The sequence below is a fragment of the Shinella sp. HY16 genome, from assembly GCF_028534175.1.
Classification (GTDB): domain Bacteria; phylum Pseudomonadota; class Alphaproteobacteria; order Rhizobiales; family Rhizobiaceae; genus Shinella.
In genome coordinates this window covers 3,898,816-3,914,892 of record NZ_JAHYXL010000001.1, presented here as the reverse complement: position 1 = coordinate 3,914,892, position 16,077 = coordinate 3,898,816, and the positions used below count along the sequence as shown (strand labels likewise).

At 63.6% G+C, this 16,077-nt stretch carries 17 protein-coding genes; 7 read left to right on the top strand and 10 right to left on the bottom strand.

Going from position 1 to position 16,077, the window contains the following annotated elements; all coding sequences use genetic code 11:
- Positions 1-29: 29 nt before the first annotated feature.
- The 9 genes from K0P03_RS19155 to K0P03_RS19115 all read right to left on the bottom strand — a co-directional run bounded on the left by K0P03_RS19155 (position 30) and on the right by K0P03_RS19115 (position 9,001).
- Positions 30-1,013, bottom strand: coding sequence for a type II secretion system F family protein (locus tag K0P03_RS19155; RefSeq protein WP_023515694.1), 984 nt, complete (start codon positions 1,011-1,013; stop codon positions 30-32).
- A gap of 11 nt (positions 1,014-1,024) precedes the next feature.
- Positions 1,025-2,035 (bottom strand): type II secretion system F family protein, encoded by a 1,011-nt coding sequence (locus tag K0P03_RS19150; RefSeq protein WP_024270980.1) that lies wholly within the window; start codon positions 2,033-2,035, stop codon positions 1,025-1,027.
- 9 nt (positions 2,036-2,044) lie between these two features.
- Positions 2,045-3,517 carry a CpaF family protein gene (locus K0P03_RS19145; protein ID WP_023514250.1) on the bottom strand — a complete coding sequence of 491 codons (1,473 nt, stop codon included), beginning with the start codon at positions 3,515-3,517 and terminating at the stop codon, positions 2,045-2,047.
- 36 nt (positions 3,518-3,553) lie between these two features.
- On the bottom strand, positions 3,554-4,837 hold the full coding sequence (locus K0P03_RS19140) for an AAA family ATPase (RefSeq protein WP_272790503.1): 1,284 nt from the start codon (positions 4,835-4,837) through the stop codon (positions 3,554-3,556).
- Between the two features lie 62 nt (positions 4,838-4,899).
- Positions 4,900-5,616: a CpaD family pilus assembly protein gene (locus K0P03_RS19135; protein WP_023514252.1), complete on the bottom strand. Its 717-nt coding sequence runs from the start codon at positions 5,614-5,616 to the stop codon at positions 4,900-4,902.
- An 11-nt stretch (positions 5,617-5,627) separates the two neighbouring features.
- On the bottom strand, positions 5,628-7,166 hold the full coding sequence (locus K0P03_RS19130) for a type II and III secretion system protein family protein (protein ID WP_272790348.1): 1,539 nt from the start codon (positions 7,164-7,166) through the stop codon (positions 5,628-5,630).
- A 23-nt stretch (positions 7,167-7,189) separates the two neighbouring features.
- Positions 7,190-7,996, bottom strand: a complete 807-nt coding sequence (cpaB, locus tag K0P03_RS19125; RefSeq protein WP_024270979.1) for a Flp pilus assembly protein CpaB — start codon at positions 7,994-7,996, stop codon at positions 7,190-7,192.
- Between the two features lie 190 nt (positions 7,997-8,186).
- Complete coding sequence (locus K0P03_RS19120; protein ID WP_024270978.1) at positions 8,187-8,690, bottom strand: A24 family peptidase; 504 nt, start codon at positions 8,688-8,690, stop codon at positions 8,187-8,189.
- Positions 8,691-8,812: 122 nt separating this feature from the next.
- Entirely contained in the window at positions 8,813-9,001 is a 189-nt protein-coding gene (locus tag K0P03_RS19115) for a Flp family type IVb pilin (RefSeq protein WP_023517587.1), read from the bottom strand.
- A gap of 322 nt (positions 9,002-9,323) precedes the next feature.
- Here K0P03_RS19115 and K0P03_RS19110 point away from each other — a divergent pair, with 322 nt between their 5' ends.
- From K0P03_RS19110 to K0P03_RS19080, 7 genes are all read left to right on the top strand, one after another.
- Entirely contained in the window at positions 9,324-9,737 is a 414-nt protein-coding gene (locus tag K0P03_RS19110; RefSeq protein WP_156032038.1) for a pilus assembly protein N-terminal domain-containing protein, read from the top strand.
- A gap of 124 nt (positions 9,738-9,861) precedes the next feature.
- Positions 9,862-10,452: a TadE/TadG family type IV pilus assembly protein gene (locus K0P03_RS19105; protein WP_037408207.1), complete on the top strand. Its 591-nt coding sequence runs from the start codon at positions 9,862-9,864 to the stop codon at positions 10,450-10,452.
- Positions 10,452-11,063 carry a TadE/TadG family type IV pilus assembly protein gene (locus K0P03_RS19100; RefSeq protein ID WP_272790347.1) on the top strand — a complete coding sequence of 204 codons (612 nt, stop codon included), beginning with the start codon at positions 10,452-10,454 and terminating at the stop codon, positions 11,061-11,063. Before K0P03_RS19105 ends, K0P03_RS19100 begins: the two co-directional genes overlap by 1 nt.
- Before the next feature lie 119 nt (positions 11,064-11,182).
- Positions 11,183-12,412 (top strand): phosphopentomutase, encoded by a 1,230-nt coding sequence (locus K0P03_RS19095; RefSeq protein ID WP_272790346.1) that lies wholly within the window; start codon positions 11,183-11,185, stop codon positions 12,410-12,412.
- 8 nt (positions 12,413-12,420) lie between these two features.
- The gene (locus K0P03_RS19090; RefSeq protein ID WP_443020586.1) at positions 12,421-13,377 is read left to right on the top strand and encodes an adenosine deaminase; all 957 of its coding nucleotides are present in this window, start codon (positions 12,421-12,423) and stop codon (positions 13,375-13,377) included.
- Between the two features lie 105 nt (positions 13,378-13,482).
- Positions 13,483-14,112, top strand: coding sequence for a uracil phosphoribosyltransferase (gene upp, locus K0P03_RS19085; RefSeq protein WP_023515052.1), 630 nt, complete (start codon positions 13,483-13,485; stop codon positions 14,110-14,112).
- A 125-nt stretch (positions 14,113-14,237) separates the two neighbouring features.
- Entirely contained in the window at positions 14,238-14,774 is a 537-nt protein-coding gene (locus K0P03_RS19080; RefSeq protein ID WP_023515051.1) for a retropepsin-like aspartic protease family protein, read from the top strand.
- Here the strand turns inward: K0P03_RS19080 and deoA are convergent.
- Positions 14,764-16,077 (bottom strand): thymidine phosphorylase, encoded by a 1,314-nt coding sequence (gene deoA / locus K0P03_RS19075; protein WP_272790344.1) that lies wholly within the window; start codon positions 16,075-16,077, stop codon positions 14,764-14,766. The two genes, K0P03_RS19080 and deoA, sit on opposite strands and share 11 nt — an antisense overlap.

Below are 16,077 nucleotides of genomic sequence, written 5' to 3'. Positions count from 1 at the left end.
TTTTTTTGATCTAGGCTCCGTCCGTCTTTCTAGAAGCGATCGGCGACCTGGATGCCGGCGGGGCCGAGGATGACGGCGACGAGCACGGGCAGGAAGAACAGGATCATCGGCACGGTGAGCTTCGGCGGCAGGGCAGCGGCCTTCTTTTCCGCCTCGTTCATACGCTGGTCGCGGCATTCCTGGGCGAGGACACGCAACGCCTGGGCAAGCGGCGTGCCGTAGCGCTCGGCCTGGATGAGGGCCTGCGTCACGGATTTCACCGTATCGAGGCCAGTGCGTACACCGAGGTTTTCATAAGCCGCGCGGCGTTCCTGGAGGAAAGAGAGCTCGGCCGTGGTCAGCACCAGTTCCTCGGCCAGTTCCGGCGAGGCCATGGCGATTTCATCGGCCACGCGCCTGAAGGCGACCTCGATGGAAATACCGGACTCGACGCAGATCAGCATGAGGTCGAGCGCATCCGGCCAGGCCCGCTTGATGGACAGCTGGCGCTTCGACACGCGGTTGGAGATGTAGAGATTGGGCAGGTAGAAGCCGATATAGGCCGCGACGACTGTCGCCAGGATACGCATCGGCAACGGCTTTTCGCCAAGGAAGCCGAGAAAGAAAATGTAGAAGATGGCGACGGCAGCGACGACGAAGGGCAGCACGAAGCGCGCAAAAAGGAAGACATTGAGCGCATTCTGCGAGCGGTAGCCGGCCTGACGCAGGCGGTTCATCGTGTTGGCGTCGACCAGCGCCTCACGCAGGTTGAGCCGCTCGACGACCTGGCGGACGGGAGCGTTGTGCTGGGCGCGCAGCGAGGCCTTGCTCTGGCTGGCTTCAGCGCTCATGCGGGCACGTTCGCGCGCGCGCATCTGCTCGCGCTCCAGTGCCACGGACTTCATGCGCTTGTCGAGGTCGCCGCGGTCGAGATAGGGCGCGGCAAGCGTGTAGACGGTCGCGAGCACCGCAATCATCACGAAGGCCGGCAGCAGCACGGCCGGATCGGTAAGGGTGGTGACTAATCCCGACATGCCCCTGCCCCTCAGATATCGAAGTTGATCATGTTGCGCATCACGAAAATGCCGATGGACATCCAGACGGCCGAAATGCCGAGAATGAGATGGCCGCGCGAATCCTGGAACAGGATCATGATGTAGTCGGGTGAGGTCAGGTAGACGAGGAAGGCGACGATGAACGGCAGGGCGCCGATGATGGCGGCCGAGGCCTTCGCCTCCATCGACAGCGCGCTCACCTTGGCTTTCATCTTGCGCCGTTCGCGCAGGACGCGGGAGAGGTTGCCGAGCGCTTCGGACAGGTTACCACCGGCCTGGCTCTGGATCGCGATGACGATGGCGAAGAAGTTGACTTCCTGCAGTGGAATATTGGTGAACATGCGCGCGCAGGCTTCCGACACGCTGAGGCCCACCTGCTGCGCTTCGACCAGCCGGCGGAATTCGGTGCGCACCGGCTCCTGGCCTTCGGCCGCGATCAGGCGCAGCGCGTCGGTCAGCGGCAGGCCGGACTTGATCGAACGCGTCATCACGTCGAGCGAATTGGGAAACTCCTCAAGGAATTTGTTGAGGCGCCGCTTGACGAGATAGCCGACGACCCAGCGCGGCAGGCCGGCACCGGCGATGAAGGCCGCACCCAGACTGAGGAGCAGGCCGGAGCCCGCAATGAAGGCGAGCAGGAAGATGAAGATGCCGGCGGCGACGCTGAGAAGGTAGAACTGCGTCATGCTGATCGAAAGCCCAGCCTGGACCAGCTTGGCCTTGAGGGTGGTGGCAATGCGCTTGGTCTGCTCCTGCTGCTTCTTTTCCAGGTCCTTCAGCGAATCCTGCACCGACTTGCGGCGCTTGGACAGTTCCTGCATGCGGTCGCGCGCCGCCTTGGCCTTGCCCTGGTCGGTTTCGGCAGCCTGGACGCGGCGTACGCGGCTTTCCGTCTTCTTCGCCGCCTCGATGCGCGAGAAGAGCAGGCCATAGGCAAGCCCCGCGGTGGAAAGGGCCGCAAGGGCGAAGATCGCAACGATGGTGATATCCAGTCCGAACATCCCTGCCCCTTACGGCTTTTCCATCGCGTCGAGCGTTGCCGCCAGGCGCTTGTCCTCGTTGAAATAGCGGGCGCGATCCCAGAAATGCGGCTTGCCGATGCCCGTTCCGGTGTGCTTGCCGATCAGGCGGCCATTGGCATCCTCGCCCTGGATATCGAAGCGCATCAGGTCCTGCGTGACGATGACGTCGCCTTCCATGCCCACCACCTCGGTGATGTGGGTGATGCGGCGCGAACCGTCGCGCAGGCGCGAGGCCTGGATGATGATATCGATCGAACCGGCGATGATCTCGCGCACGGTCTTGGCTGGCAGCGTGTAACCGCCCATGGCGATCATCGATTCCATACGGGAGAGGCATTCGCGCGGCGTGTTGGCGTGGATCGTGCCCATCGAACCATCGTGGCCGGTGTTCATGGCCTGGAGGAGATCGAAGACCTCCGGGCCACGCACTTCGCCGACGATGATGCGTTCAGGCCGCATGCGCAGGCAGTTCTTGATGAGGTCGCGCATGGTGATCTCGCCCTCGCCCTCGATGTTCGGCGGGCGGGTTTCGAGACGCACCACATGCGGCTGCTGGAGCTGGAGTTCGGCCGAGTCCTCGCAGGTGATGACGCGTTCATCGCGATCGATGTAGTTCGTCAGGCAGTTGAGCAGCGTCGTCTTGCCCGAGCCGGTACCACCGGAGATGACGAGGTTGCAGCGCACGCGACCGATGATCTGCAGCAACGTCGCGCCTTCGAGCGTGATCGAGCCGAACTTGACGAGCTGGTCGAGCGTCAGCTTGTCCTTCTTGAACTTACGGATGGTGAGCGCGGTGCCGTCGATGGCAAGGGGCGGGGCGATGACGTTGACGCGCGAACCGTCCGGCAGGCGCGCGTCGCAAATCGGGCTCGATTCGTCGACACGACGGCCGACCTGGCTGACGATGCGCTGGCAGATCGACAGGAGCTGGGCATTGTCGCGGAAGCGGATCTCCGATTCCTGCACCTTGCCGGCTACTTCGATATAGGTCTTGCCCGCGCCGTTCACCATGATGTCGGCAATGTCGTCACGCGCGAGCAGCGGCTCCAGCGGACCATAGCCCAGAACATCGTTGCAGATGTCGTCGAGCAGTTCCTCCTGCTCGGAGATCGACATCGCGAAATTCTTGATGGTGATGATGTCGTTGACGATGTCGCGAATTTCCTCGCGCGCGCTCTCGGTATCGAGCTTGGCGAGCTGCGACAGGTCGATCGTGTCGATGAGCGCGGAGAAAACCTGGCTCTTCGTGTCGTAGTAGTCTTCCGTGCGCGGCGCGCGGCGGCGGGCGGCAGCAGCCGGTGCAGGCACCGGGGCGGGGGCCGGCTCGAAGACGGGTTGCGGCGGCGCGGCCATGGCCGGGCGCTCCGCCGTCACCGTCGTGACGGCAGCCGGCGTGGCCTGGACCGCCTGGCCCGCCGCCCCGCTCTTGCCGAAACCTTCATTGCCGCGTTTGCCGAACATGCCACTTCATCCAGTCTGTTGCGCCGCGCGTCGGGCCTATTTCTTGCCGAGCAGGCCGAGCAGATTGCCAAGGCCTGCCTTCTTGGGTTTCTTGATCGTCGCTCGGCCCGTCACGAGATGGGCGATCTGCGAGAATGTCTCCGCCGTCGGTGACTTGCGGCCCATCTCCGCGATCATGCGGCCGCTGTTGGCGGCAGTGCCGAAGAGCTGCGCATCGAAGGGAATGACCGCGACCGGCTGGATGCCGAGCGGCTCGCAGAAATCGGCCGTGGCGATCTCCGGCCGCTTCGGCAGACCGACCTGGTTGAGGATCAGGTGCGGCGGCTTGTCGTTCGGCCGAAGCTTCTTCAAGGCATCGAGCATGTTCTTGGTGTTGCGCAGGTTGGCGAGATCCGGCACCGCCGTGATCACCAGCTCGTCGACCTCCGAGAGCAGCGTGCGTGTCCATTCCGACCAGGCATGCGGCACGTCGAGCACGGTTACCGGGGCACTGCGCTGCAACACCTCGATGATCGGCTGGAAAGAGCCGCGCTCCAGGTCATAGGCACGGTCGAGCATGGAGGGAGCGGCGAGCAGCGACAGGCGCTCCGAGCATTTCGTCAACAGGCGATCGAGGAACACTTCATCCAGCCGGTCCGGTGCGTAGATCGCTTCGGAAATGCCCTGCGGCGGATCCTGATCGAAATCGATATTGGCCGTCCCATAGGGCAGGTCGAGATCGGCGAGGATCACTTCCGTCTGGAAGAGGCTCGAAATGTCGAAGGCGCAATTGTGCGCGATCGTCGACGCCCCCACCCCGCCCTTGGCGCCGATGAAGGCGATGGTGCGACCGAGCGGCTCGGCGTCCGGATCGACGAAGATTGCCGACATGGCGTTGAGGATGTCGGCCATGCCGACCGGGCCGACCATATACTCGGAAATACCGTTGCGGATGAGGTCGCGATAAAGCGGAATATCGTTGTAGCTGCCGACGATGATGACCTTGGTGCTGGGATCGCAGACCTCGGCAAGCGGGGCGAGCTCGTCCATGATGCCGCGCGGTTCCGTCGAGGTCTCGAGGATAAGCAGGTTCGGCGTCGGGGCCGAGCCGAACATATTGGCCGCCGCCGCAATGCTGGCGCTGGAAACCTTGAGGCTCACCTTGGCCATACGCCGGTCCTGGCCGCACCGCTCCATGGTGCGCAGCATGGCCTCGCTTTCGCAGAAGGCATGAACCGAGATGCGCGGCAGCGGGCGAACGCCCTCCAGTTCGGTGGAGCGGACCGTCTCTTCCGCCTCAAATGCGTCCGCGCGCTCGATGGTGTAGTCTACTGTGCTCATCGTCATGCCCGTTCCTGGTGTCCGGCGGACCGGATGGATATGTGCCTGGCCCTAGCCGGCGATTACAGCAGCGGCTGGCCGAACTCGCGATAGTCCTGAATCACCACGTTGCGCTGCTCGGCGTCGATCGGGGTCATGCCACGCGGCTGCACGAGATCCATCGGATTGGCGATCTGGGCGGCCAGATTGGCCTGCGATGCACAGCCGAAGTTCTGGTAGTTCTTGTTTTCCATCGTGTTGACGACAAGGTCTTCCGGCCATTGACCGCAGGGGCCCGTCTGCGCGGTGATGGCGAAGAAGGCAAGCCGGATCGGCGCATTGGCGCCGTAGCCGCTCGCATCGTAGCTCGTCTCGATCAGCTGGTCGCGCTTCAGGCCCGCTCCGGTCAGCGTGGTGCGGATATCCTTGCGCAGATAATTGGCCGTTGCCGCATTGGCCGAGCCGCGCGGCAGCATGATCTGCACGGCACTGCGTGACTTCGCGGCATGGTCGGCGGCAAAACCGCGAATGTTGTCGCGCATGGCCATCGTCAGCGAACGGTCGCCGGTGGCGATCGGGATGTCCATCGTCTGTGCGGATTCAGCCAGCACGATCGGGTGGCGCGTGCGGTAGTCGTCCGGGATCGACGCCGTCGTGGAGCGATCCGGTCGCGCACCGCAGCTGGCGAGCACGGTGGCGGACAGGATGAGGGTCGCCGCGAACACGGCGCGCATCGGCAGGGGCTGGTGCATGGTGCGGTTCCTCGCGGAAAGCCAAGTCTTGCTGGTCGTGTCGCGCATGTCCCGTCCCGTCACTTGTAGATGAAGCCGATGGAGCCGTGGTAGTTGCCCGCCGGCATGGCGTCTTCCTTGCGGCCATAGACCTTGTTCACCTTGCCGAGGAAGAAGCTCGCCGCATCGTTGGTCGCGTTGAAATTGTCATCAGGACGCTGGAGCGCGCTGCGCGCGACAGGCCGCACGAGATAGGGCGTGGCGATGATGACCATTTCCGTCTCGTTGCGCACGAAGTCCTTGGAGCGGAACAGCGTGCCGAAAATCGGAATCTTCGAAAGACCCGGCAGGCCGGAAACCGCCTGGCGGATATCGTCCTTGACGAGGCCGGCAATGACGATCGAGCCGCCAGACGGCAGTTCGACGCTCGTCGTGGCCTCGCGGCGCCGGATGCCAAGCACCGTCATGCCGGGAATGCTGTGGACACCGCCATAGGTTGCCGAGCCCTCGAAGGTCGGTTCGGATACCTCCGTCTCGACACGCAGGCTGATACGGCCGGGCGAGAGCACGACCGGGCGGAAGTTCAAGCGGATGCCGTATTCGACCTCGGTGAGGCTGCGGGTGACCGTAGGGGGTTTGCTTTCGTCGCCACCGTCGATCGTCTGTTCCGTCGGGAGACGGAAATCACCGCCGACATAGAAGCGCGCCTCTTCGCCCGAGATCGCCGTCAGGCTCGGTTCGGCAAGGGTGCGCATCACGCCGGCCTGTTCCATGGCGCTCATGCTGCTGGCAAGAGCAAGGCCGCCGATCGTGCCGGAGGCTGCGCCGTTGGAAACCCAGTCCGCCGCGCCACCGAGATTGGTCGGGTTGCGGAAGGAGATGCCGCCGTTCGATCCCTTGACAGAACCGTTGAAACCAAGCTGCTTGAGCACCTGGCGGCTGACTTCCGCCACGGTGATCTTCAGCGTCACCTGGTCCTCGCCGTCGATCTTGAGCATGTTGACGACCTGCGAACGCTGGCGCACTTCGCCGAAGATCGCTGCATCGCCGTTGTTGCCCTGAGCCGTGATGTTGCGGGTCGTTGCTTCACCGCCCCTCAGGAAGATCTCGGCAAGACGCGTCGCCTGGGCGGCGTCCTGCGGGGTCCGCACCGTGCCGTTGAGCACGATGTTGTCCGAGATGATCTCGACCTGGATGTCGGAGTCCGGGATGAAGCGGCGCAGGTTCGCCTGCAGGCCATCGATGTCACGCTCGACGGTAAGATCGATGCTGACAATCTCCTCGCCGCCCGGTCCGAAGATGAAGATGTTGGTCTGGCCCACTTCCTTGCCGAAGAGATAGATGCGGCGTGACGTACGCGTGACGGCATCCGCCTTGCCCGGGTCGGCGACGAGGATGTCGTGCGCGTCTGTCGGAAGGTCGACCACGATCGCCTTGTTGAGGCCCAGCTTGACAGCCTTGCGGGCACCGGGCCCGGCATCGTTGATGCGGATGACGGAGGCCGTCGCCGCCTCGGCGACACGTGCCGGCGTACCGGTCAACACGATCTCCGGCAGGCCGGAAAGCGCCAGGCAGAGGCTCATTCCACCGGCGACAGAAGCCCGAAAAGTCCTTGTCATTCCAAACACGGGTCAGCTCCTGGTCACTTCTGGGCTGCGGGCTCGCCGCCGTTTACGATTTCACCGGTCTTGATCACCTGTATGATCGGCATGCCATCGCCACCGCTGAGAAGGTAGTCGGCCGCGCCGGTATCGGATTCCTGGGCATCGGCGATGCTGCGCAGCGCCAGCGACAGACGCTCGGCCATCTGCTGGGCGACGGCGATCACCTTGGTCTGGTCGGGTGTAAGCTCCAATGTCGCAGTGGTGCCGACGGCGGATTTCGAACCGTCCTCGTTTTCCTGGATCTGCTGGTCGATGGCGAGCACGCGCACATTCGACAGGACAGTCTCGGTTATGTAGGAGCCTTCCGGGCTCTTGCGCACCATGATGACGTCAACGCGGTCGTTCGGAAGGATGAAACCACCGGCGCCCGTCGCGACCGAGATTTCGGTCGCGACCGCCCGTTTGCCCGACGGCAGCAGCGACGACATGATGCGGTTGCTCGAATCGGCGATCTTCTCCTGGCGGATCGGCTCGCCGTTGAAGATCGGCATGCGGGCAATGGCACCGTTGAGGTTTTCCATCGCGTCCGGCTGGTTCTGGTCGGTGATGAAACCCTCGGCGACCGAGCCTTCCGGCCAGGCCGTCCAGGCGATCGTTTCCGGATTGAGCCGCGCACCGACCGGCAGGCTTTCCCTTGCAACCAGCACGTTGACCGTCGGCTCCCGTTCGACGACAGCCTCCGGCTGGACAGGCGTGCCCCCACCGGCGACCTTCAGGGCCAGAAGCCCTGCGACGCCGGCCGAAACGACGGCCACTGCCAGAATGATGATTCGCGCCGGTCTCATGTGGTTTCCCTGGGCTGCGGACTTTTCTATCCGCCCACATTGACCGGCAATGGTGTAATTATGGTTAATGGCTGACTTACGGGTATGGTTAATGCAGCGCTAACAACACAGAGGACCGAACGCGCATAAGCTCCGGCATTTCAACCGGAGCCAGCAGAACGACCATGAAAACGAGCGCGGGGTAGTCGCCTTAACCGAGCGCCGCGAGCATCAGTGGCGAGGACGGATAGGCAAGGAAGGCGCCAATCCCGATCGCGATACCATAGGGCACCTTCTTGGCCTTGAGGAGGTGATCGGGGACCGGCAGGCCTGACGCGAGGATCAGGTTCGTGTTGGCGCGCAGAGAGAGAATCGCGAAGGTCAGCAATCCGCCGAAGAAGGATACATAAACCAGATATTCGATGAGGGAGAAACTCATCCCGAACCAAACCGCGCTGGCGGTCAGGAGTTTGGCATCGCCACCACCCATGACATTGAGGGCGAAGAGCGCGAAGCAGATGGAGAAGACGAGAAGGCCGGCCGCGAGATGCATGGCGACCTCCGTCAGACCAAGGCCCGCCAACGGTGCCACAACGATGAAGGCGCCAAGGAGTATCGCCGAGACCCGATTGGGAATGAGCATCGTCAGGAAATCGGAGCAAGCCGCGACCGCGAGGCATAGCGGGAAAACCACGAAGATGATGGCCAGGGTCATATTGCTCTCCTTTCAGCGCATGATGCGCTTGATCCGTTTCGGAAAGGATAACGGCGCAAAACAGAAAGCCGCCTCGAAGGCGGCTTTCCGGTAGAGATGTTTATTCCGGCAGTGCGTTCTGCTTACGGCGCGCTCTTGTTCACAGCAGTCGTCAGCTTGGTGCCGAGGCTACTGAACGTCGTGTCCAACGAGTTGCCGAGGGCGGTTGCGCCGGTGATGAGGGCAACGGAAATCAGGGCAGCGATCAGGCCGTATTCGATGGCGGTGGCGCCCGATTCGTCCTTCATAAGGCGAGCGAAAATCTTGGTCATGGTATTCTCCTAGCTCCACGATGTTGGTTCAGCACGTCCGCCAACTGTTTCCGTTGTTCGGATGACTGCAACCTACAGGCAAGCCATTTCCATCGACTTAAGGAAACCGGTTAACAAGACCCTGCCAATCGATTGCCGAATTTATGGTAAGCAATGGGTAAAACTCCCTACGCGCGCGAATCTCCTCTATTATTGAACCCGCTTGCGGTGCAAAGCGGGCAGAATGTGCGACAGATAATTCTGCAAGGTTAGCGAGTGGCTTAAGGCTTCATTCACCATTCACGGCGATGCTGTCGGTGTTTTATCGCCGGGATGACTGTTTATGGGACGCGACTGGATTTTCACGGCGTTGGCCGCAAGGCTTGCAACAGCCGCTTTTGTCATGGTGGCGGCGGTTTTCCCCGCTCTTGCCGAGGAGCCGTTGATGCGCGTCTACATGGACCACGCCCGCGTGCTTAAACTCGACCGCCCCGTCAGCAAGGTGATCATCGGCAATGCCGACGTTGCCGATGCGACCGTGGCCGATGCCCAGACGATCGTGCTGACTGGTCGTAATTTCGGAACTACCAACCTAGTCCTGCTCGATGCGGACGGCAACGCCATTGTCGATGAGCGCATTCTGGTCTCGATCGACGAAGGCAACACGGTGCGCGTCTTCCGGCAGACGGACCGCTCTGTCCTCTCCTGCACGCCCAATTGCGAAGAGCACGTCGCCCGAAACAAGAGCGGAGGCTGACGCCACGTCTCGCTTCGGGCGTCCGAATGCGGGAAACCCTTCAACTCTTTCGCATCACGCATACGAAATATAAACGTTCCCCGGCCTATTGTCGCCCGTGTCCAGCATTTGGGAACGGATCGCGATGTCGCTCGATCATGATGCACCTGTACGCCGGAGGCCAATGAAGGGTCTTTTCGGTCGCCTTCTTGCCCGGCGCGACGGCGCGACGGCTATTGAGGTTGCGCTTCTCAGCCTGCCCTTCTTCCTGATCGTCTTCGCTTCGATCGAGACCTTCGTCGCCTTTTCCGCAGAGCAGCTTCTCGCCAACGCCACGGAAACCATCGCACGCAAGATCAGGACAGGGGAAATCCGTTCCAACATCAAGGAAGAGGATTTCCGGAAGGCCTTCTGCGACGAGATTGCCATTCTGATGCCATGCTCCCCCGAAGAAATCAAAAAGGCCAACAAACTGTTTCTCGACGTTCGAAGCTTCGCAAAGTTCTCGGATATCCCCAAAACCATTCCGCTCGTCGGCACAGATCTCGATACCGCGTCCTTCACGATCGCCCCGGGCGGCAAGCGAACCATCAATATCGTACGCGCGTACTATCGTTGGGACATCGTGACGGACCTCGTCCGCCCCTACATCTCCAACATCCGCGCAGCCGACGGTTCCCGGCAGAACTATCTGATGATGGCGACGACCGTGGTCCAGAATGAGGACTATCCGTGATGCGAATGGTTCTTTCCCCTTCGGATGCCGTGAAAACCTTGCAGGCCACCGGGCACGGCGTACTGCTGCGCCTGCGCCATTTTATCCAGGATCGCCGCGGCGTCGGCGCCATCGAGTTCGCGATTGTCGCACCGCTGCTGATAATGGCCTATGTAAGCGCCTTCGAGGTGACCGTCGCCATCACGGCCTCGCGCAAGGTGAGCCGCGCGTCGGCAACCGTTTCCGACCTCCTGACGCAGAGCAATACGACCAACAAGGCGACGCTCGACACGATGAAGGATCTTGTCGCCAAGATCGTGGCGCCGTTCCCCGTCAACAGCGCCTATACGCTGAAGATCACCGGTGTCGCGGTTGCAGCTGACGGCAAGGCAACCGTGGCCTGGTCCCGCGACCAGGCCGGAAACGTCCCCTATGCCAAGGGCGGTGCGGTTCCGCTGCCAAGCGACATCGGCGCCATGGAGACCTTCATCGTGCGCACGGAACTGTCCGTGCCCTATTCGATCCTGCTGCTCGCGCCGAATCTCGATTCGAATCTCAACAAGATCAATCTCGGCCGGACAAGCTACTTCCGCCTGCGTGTCGGCAAGAAGATCGATTGCTCCGACTGCTGAGCCAACGTCTCGTTCATCCGGCGATTTCGCTTGAACCGCGTACAAGCGCCATGCCATGTCTGGCGGTTCATCCACCCATCCGACCGGCAGGCCGGATACGGGCAGACGGCAGGTGATCCATGGCGCGAGCCTTTCTCTTCGTTCTCGATTCCTTCGGCATCGGCGGCGGCCCGGATGCGGCCGCCTTCGGGGATCTCGGTGCCGATACGCTCGGCCATATCGCGGAATTCTGCGCGGCTGGCGTCGCCGACCGGCCGGGTCTCCGCCAGGGACCACTGAAACTTCCGAACATGTCGGCACTCGGTCTCCTGCACGCCGCCCGTGCCGCGACCGGCCGTTTCCCGCAGGGCATGGACGTGCCGCAACGCGTCTTCGGCTACCACGGCGCCGCCAGCGAGGTTTCCAACGGCAAGGACACACCTTCCGGCCACTGGGAGATCGCCGGCACGCCCGTCGCCTTCGACTGGGGGTATTTTCCGACCGAAGGGGACGCCTTCGAGCCGGAACTCGTCGAGGCCATCTGCAGTGCCGGCAAGGTCTCCGGCATTCTCGGCAATTGCCACGCCTCGGGCACCGACATCATCGCCCGCCACGGGCTGGAACATATCCGCAGCGGCAAGCCGATCTGCTACACCTCCTCAGACTCCGTCTTCCAGATCGCCGCACACGAGCGCATCTTCGGCCTCGACCGGCTGCTCGCCTTCTGCGAAACGGTGCGGCAGATTCTCGATGAGCGGCCGGGCGGGCGCATCGGCCGGGTCATTGCACGGCCTTTCGTCGGCGAAACGCCGGAAACCTTCGAGCGCACCGGCAACCGCCGCGACTATTCCGTGCTGCCGCCCGAACCGACCCTGCTCGACCGGCTGACCGAGGCCGGCCGCACCGTACATGCCGTCGGCAAGATCGGCGACATCTTCGCCCATCAGGGCATCGGCAGGCTGACCAAGGCAAACGGCAACATGGCGCTGTTCGACGCGACGCTCCATGTCATGGACGAGGCCGCGGACGGCGATCTCGTTTTCACCAATTTCGTCGATTTCGACATGCTTTACGGCCATCGCCGCGACGTGGCGGGATACGCCGCCGCGCTCGAAGCCTTCGACCGGCGCCTGCCGGAGGTGGACCGCAAGCTGAAGCCCGGCGATATCGTCATCCTCACTGCCGATCATGGCTGCGACCCGACCTGGCGCGGCACGGACCACACGCGCGAACGCGTGCCGATCATGAGCTTCGGCCCGGGCCTGCGCTCGCGCCTGCTTGAAACCCGCACCACCTTCGCCGATATCGGCGAAAGCATCGCCCGCCATCTCGGCATTCCGCCGGGCCCGCATGGAAGGAGCTTTCTGTGACCAGACGCATGCCCAAGGCGGAACTGCACTGCCATATAGAGGGCGCGACCCCGCCTGCCCTCGCCCTTTCCCAGGCGAAACGCTACGGCATCGACACCTCGGCGTTCATCCGCGACGGCGAATATGCCTGGCAGGATTTCACCAGCTTCGTTGCAAGCTACGACGCGACGGCAAACCTCTTCCGCACGGAGGAGGATTACGCGCTGCTCGCCGAGACCTATCTCATCGAGATCGCCGAAGCCGGCGCCATCTACAGCGAGCTGATCGTCTCGCCCGACCAGGGTGACACCATCGGTATCGGCGCCGATGCCTATATACGCGGCCTCGCCGAAGGGGCCGAGCGGGCCAGGGCGAAGACCGGCATCGAAACGCGCCTCCTCATCGTCGGAATCCGCCATTTCGGCCCGGAACGGGTGGTGAAGGCGGCGGAATATGCCGCCCGCCGGCCGCACCCGCTGATTTCCGGCTTCAACCTTGCCGGCGAGGAGCGCATGCATCGCGTCGCCGATTTCACCCGCGCCTTCGACATCGCCCGCGATGCCGACCTCGGCATCACCATCCATGCCGGCGAGCTTTCGGGTGCCTTCAGCGTGCGCGACGCGCTCGACCATGTTCGCCCCACCCGCATCAGCCACGGCGTGCGCGCCATCGAGGACGGCGACCTTGTAAAGCGGCTGGCGGACGAGGGCGTGGTGCTGGAAGTCTGCCCCGGCTCGAACGTGGCGCTGAAAGTCTTCCCGGACTTTGAGCGCCACCCGCTGCGCGCTCTCCACGAGGCTGGCGTGCGCGTCACGCTCAATTCCGACGACCCGCCTTTCTTCCACACCTCGCTTGCCCGGGAATACGAGATCGCGTCCTCCGTCATGGGTTTCAGTGATGGCGAACTTCTCGGCATGACGCGAACCGCAATCGAGGCTGCCTTCGTCGACGAACCGACGCGCCAGCTGCTGCTTTCCCGGCTTTGAGGGGTAAGCCGGCTGGGGATGTTTCCGGCCGGGTGCTCTCCACTCTTGCGGCCTTGCGCCGTTCCGTGGAAAAAGAAGCGTTTACTCATTCTCGGAAGGTTGGCCATGGACGGCGTCACAGTCATCGATCACCCGCTCGTGCAGCACAAGCTGACCATCATGCGCAAGAAGGAGACCTCGACCGGGAGCTTCCGCCGCTTGCTGCGCGAAATCTCCACTCTGCTCTGCTACGAGGTCACGCGTGACCTGGAGCTGACCACGCAGCGCATCGAGACGCCGCTCGAAGAGATCGACGCACCGGTGCTCGAAGGCAAGAAGCTGGTCTTCGCCTCGATCCTTCGCGCCGGCAACGGACTGCTCGAAGGCATGCTGGAGCTGGTGCCGTCCGCCCGCGTCTCCCATATCGGCGTTTACCGCGACCACGAGACGCTTGAAGCGGTCGAGTATTTCTTCAAGGCGCCAGACAGCATCGACGAGCGCCTCGTGATCGTCGTCGACCCAATGCTGGCGACGGGAAATTCGGCAATTGCCGCCATCGACACGCTGAAGAGCCGTGGCGCGACGAACATCCGCTTCCTCTGCCTGCTCGCCGCACCCGAGGGCATCAAGAGCTTCCGCGCGCACCATCCGGATGTACCGGTCTACACCGCCTCCATCGACCGCCAGCTCAACGAGAAGGGCTACATCGTGCCCGGCCTCGGCGATGCCGGCGATCGCATGTACGGCACGAAGTGAGCGGTTAACCCATCCTTTACCAAGTCCATCGAAGTTCGTGGAGAGGGGCGCCGACGGGTGCCCCTTTTGCCGTCCGTTAGCCGGATGCGTGCTATTTCGGGACAGATCCTCCCGGAGACTGTCCCATGTTCGTTCGCAGCCTTGTCTTTCTCGTCGGTTCCGTCGTCGCAGCCGCGGCCTTCGTGCCCGGCGTCGCGACCCGTTATCTCGACGCGACCGCCAAGGCGCCCGAAGCGAAGGTGGAACAGGCGGCCCTGGAGACCGGAAAGAATGCGGCGCGCTACACCGGCAACCGCAGTGCCGTCATCAGCGCCGATCCGAGCGGTCATTTCACCGGCCTCTTCGCCATCAACGGTCGCAAGGAAGAGGGCATGGTCGATACCGGCGCCAGCATGGTCGCCATCAACATCTCGACGGCGCAACGCCTCGGCATCGCCAAGGCGGATCTTGATTTCCGCTATGCCGTCGATACGGCGAACGGCAAGGCGCGCGCCGCCTATGTCCGCCTCGACCGCGTCGAGATCGGCCCGGTGCGCATGGAGAATGTCGGCGCCATGGTGCTCGACGACAAGGCGTTGTCGGGCACGCTGATCGGCATGAGCTTTCTGAAGGGGCTGTCGTCCTACCGTGTCGAGGACGGCCGGATGCACCTCACCCGCTGATGCGGGTCAGGATATCCGGCGACGGCAGGGGTGCATCCGGTGCGATCCGGTAGAGCCCGGCAAGGCGCGCCACGCCATGCGCAGCGCTCTCCGCATCCGACGCATGCACGCGGCCGATCTCCTCGCCCTTCTCCACCTTCGTGCCGAGCGGCAGCAGCCGGTCGAAACCGACGCGATGGTCGATCCTCTCGTCCGGGCGGCTGCGCCCGCCGCCGAGCTCGATGACGGCAAGGCCGACGCCGCGTGTGTCGCAGGCCGCAAGATAACCGGATTGCCGGGCGATGACCGGCCGGGTGACCGGGGCCGGCACAAGATAGGCGTCCGGCCGCTCCAGGAGGTCGGCCGGGCCGCCGAGCGCCTGCACCATGCGCCCGAACGCCTCGGCCGCCGCGCCGCCGGCTAGGGCCGCGGCAGCCCGGCCTTCGGCCGCGGCGATATCCTGTTCCAGCCCCGACAGAACCAGCATTTCCGCCGCGAAGGCGAGCACGATGCGTTCGAGCCGCGTCCCGGCCTTCCCACCCTTCAGGAAGGCGATGCAGTTGGCGATCTCGATGGCATTGCCGGCGGCATCCGCGAGCGGCTGGTTCATGTCCGTAATGAGGGCGGCGGTCGTGACTCCGGCCCCGTTCGCGACCGCGACCAGCGAGCGCGCCAGCGTCTCCGCCTCGCCCGTATCCGCCATGAAGGCGCCGTTGCCGACCTTCACGTCGAGCACCAGCGACTGGAGGCCGGCGGCGAGTTTCTTCGACAGGATGGAGGCCGTGATCAGCGGTACCGAATCGACCGTCGCGGTGACGTCGCGGATGGCATAGAGGCGCTTGTCGGCCGGCGCGAGATCGGCTGTCTGGCCGATGATGGCGCAGCCGACCTCTCGGACCGTGCGGCGGAAGCGGTCGGCGGAGGGCATGATCGTATAGCCGGGGATCGCTTCCAGCTTGTCGAGCGTGCCGCCGGTATGGCCGAGCCCGCGACCGGAAATCATCGGCACGGCAAGCCCGCACGCGGCAGCGATCGGCGCCAGCATGAGGGAGACATTGTCGCCCACCCCGCCGGTCGAATGTTTGTCGGCGACCGGCCGGTCGATATCCGACCAGTCGAGCACATCGCCCGAATCGCGCATGGCGAGCGTCAGCGCCACGGTCTCCTCACGCGCCATGCCGTTGAACCAGACCGCCATGGCGAAGGCCGCCACCTGCCCTTCCGAGACGCTGCCATCCGTGAGGCCGGCGATGAAGCGGGCGAGCTCCTCCGCGGTGAGAACCTCGCCGTTCCGCTTGCGGCGGATCGTCTCCTGCGGGAGCAT

Excerpts from the sequence above, each read along its gene's own strand:
- K0P03_RS19105 (WP_037408207.1), top strand. The coding sequence starts at position 9,862 with ATGTCGCTCGATCATGATGCACCTGTACGCCGGAGGCCAATGAAGGGT.
- K0P03_RS19140 (WP_272790503.1), bottom strand. The coding sequence starts at position 4,837 with ATGAGCACAGTAGACTACACCATCGAGCGCGCGGACGCATTTGAGGCG.
- deoA (WP_272790344.1), bottom strand. The coding sequence starts at position 16,077 with ATGCTCCCGCAGGAGACGATCCGCCGCAAGCGGAACGGCGAGGTTCTC.
- K0P03_RS19155 (WP_023515694.1), bottom strand. The coding sequence starts at position 1,013 with ATGTCGGGATTAGTCACCACCCTTACCGATCCGGCCGTGCTGCTGCCG.
- K0P03_RS19100 (WP_272790347.1), top strand. The coding sequence starts at position 10,452 with ATGCGAATGGTTCTTTCCCCTTCGGATGCCGTGAAAACCTTGCAGGCC.
- K0P03_RS19150 (WP_024270980.1), bottom strand. The coding sequence starts at position 2,035 with ATGTTCGGACTGGATATCACCATCGTTGCGATCTTCGCCCTTGCGGCC.
- cpaB (WP_024270979.1), bottom strand. The coding sequence starts at position 7,996 with ATGAGACCGGCGCGAATCATCATTCTGGCAGTGGCCGTCGTTTCGGCC.
- K0P03_RS19080 (WP_023515051.1), top strand. The coding sequence starts at position 14,238 with ATGTTCGTTCGCAGCCTTGTCTTTCTCGTCGGTTCCGTCGTCGCAGCC.
- K0P03_RS19110 (WP_156032038.1), top strand. The coding sequence starts at position 9,324 with ATGGGACGCGACTGGATTTTCACGGCGTTGGCCGCAAGGCTTGCAACA.
- K0P03_RS19090 (WP_443020586.1), top strand. The coding sequence starts at position 12,421 with ATGCCCAAGGCGGAACTGCACTGCCATATAGAGGGCGCGACCCCGCCT.
- K0P03_RS19145 (WP_023514250.1), bottom strand. The coding sequence starts at position 3,517 with ATGTTCGGCAAACGCGGCAATGAAGGTTTCGGCAAGAGCGGGGCGGCG.
- K0P03_RS19135 (WP_023514252.1), bottom strand. The coding sequence starts at position 5,616 with ATGCGCGACACGACCAGCAAGACTTGGCTTTCCGCGAGGAACCGCACC.
- K0P03_RS19115 (WP_023517587.1), bottom strand. The coding sequence starts at position 9,001 with ATGACCAAGATTTTCGCTCGCCTTATGAAGGACGAATCGGGCGCCACC.
- K0P03_RS19120 (WP_024270978.1), bottom strand. The coding sequence starts at position 8,690 with ATGACCCTGGCCATCATCTTCGTGGTTTTCCCGCTATGCCTCGCGGTC.
- K0P03_RS19130 (WP_272790348.1), bottom strand. The coding sequence starts at position 7,166 with ATGACAAGGACTTTTCGGGCTTCTGTCGCCGGTGGAATGAGCCTCTGC.
- K0P03_RS19095 (WP_272790346.1), top strand. The coding sequence starts at position 11,183 with ATGGCGCGAGCCTTTCTCTTCGTTCTCGATTCCTTCGGCATCGGCGGC.
- upp (WP_023515052.1), top strand. The coding sequence starts at position 13,483 with ATGGACGGCGTCACAGTCATCGATCACCCGCTCGTGCAGCACAAGCTG.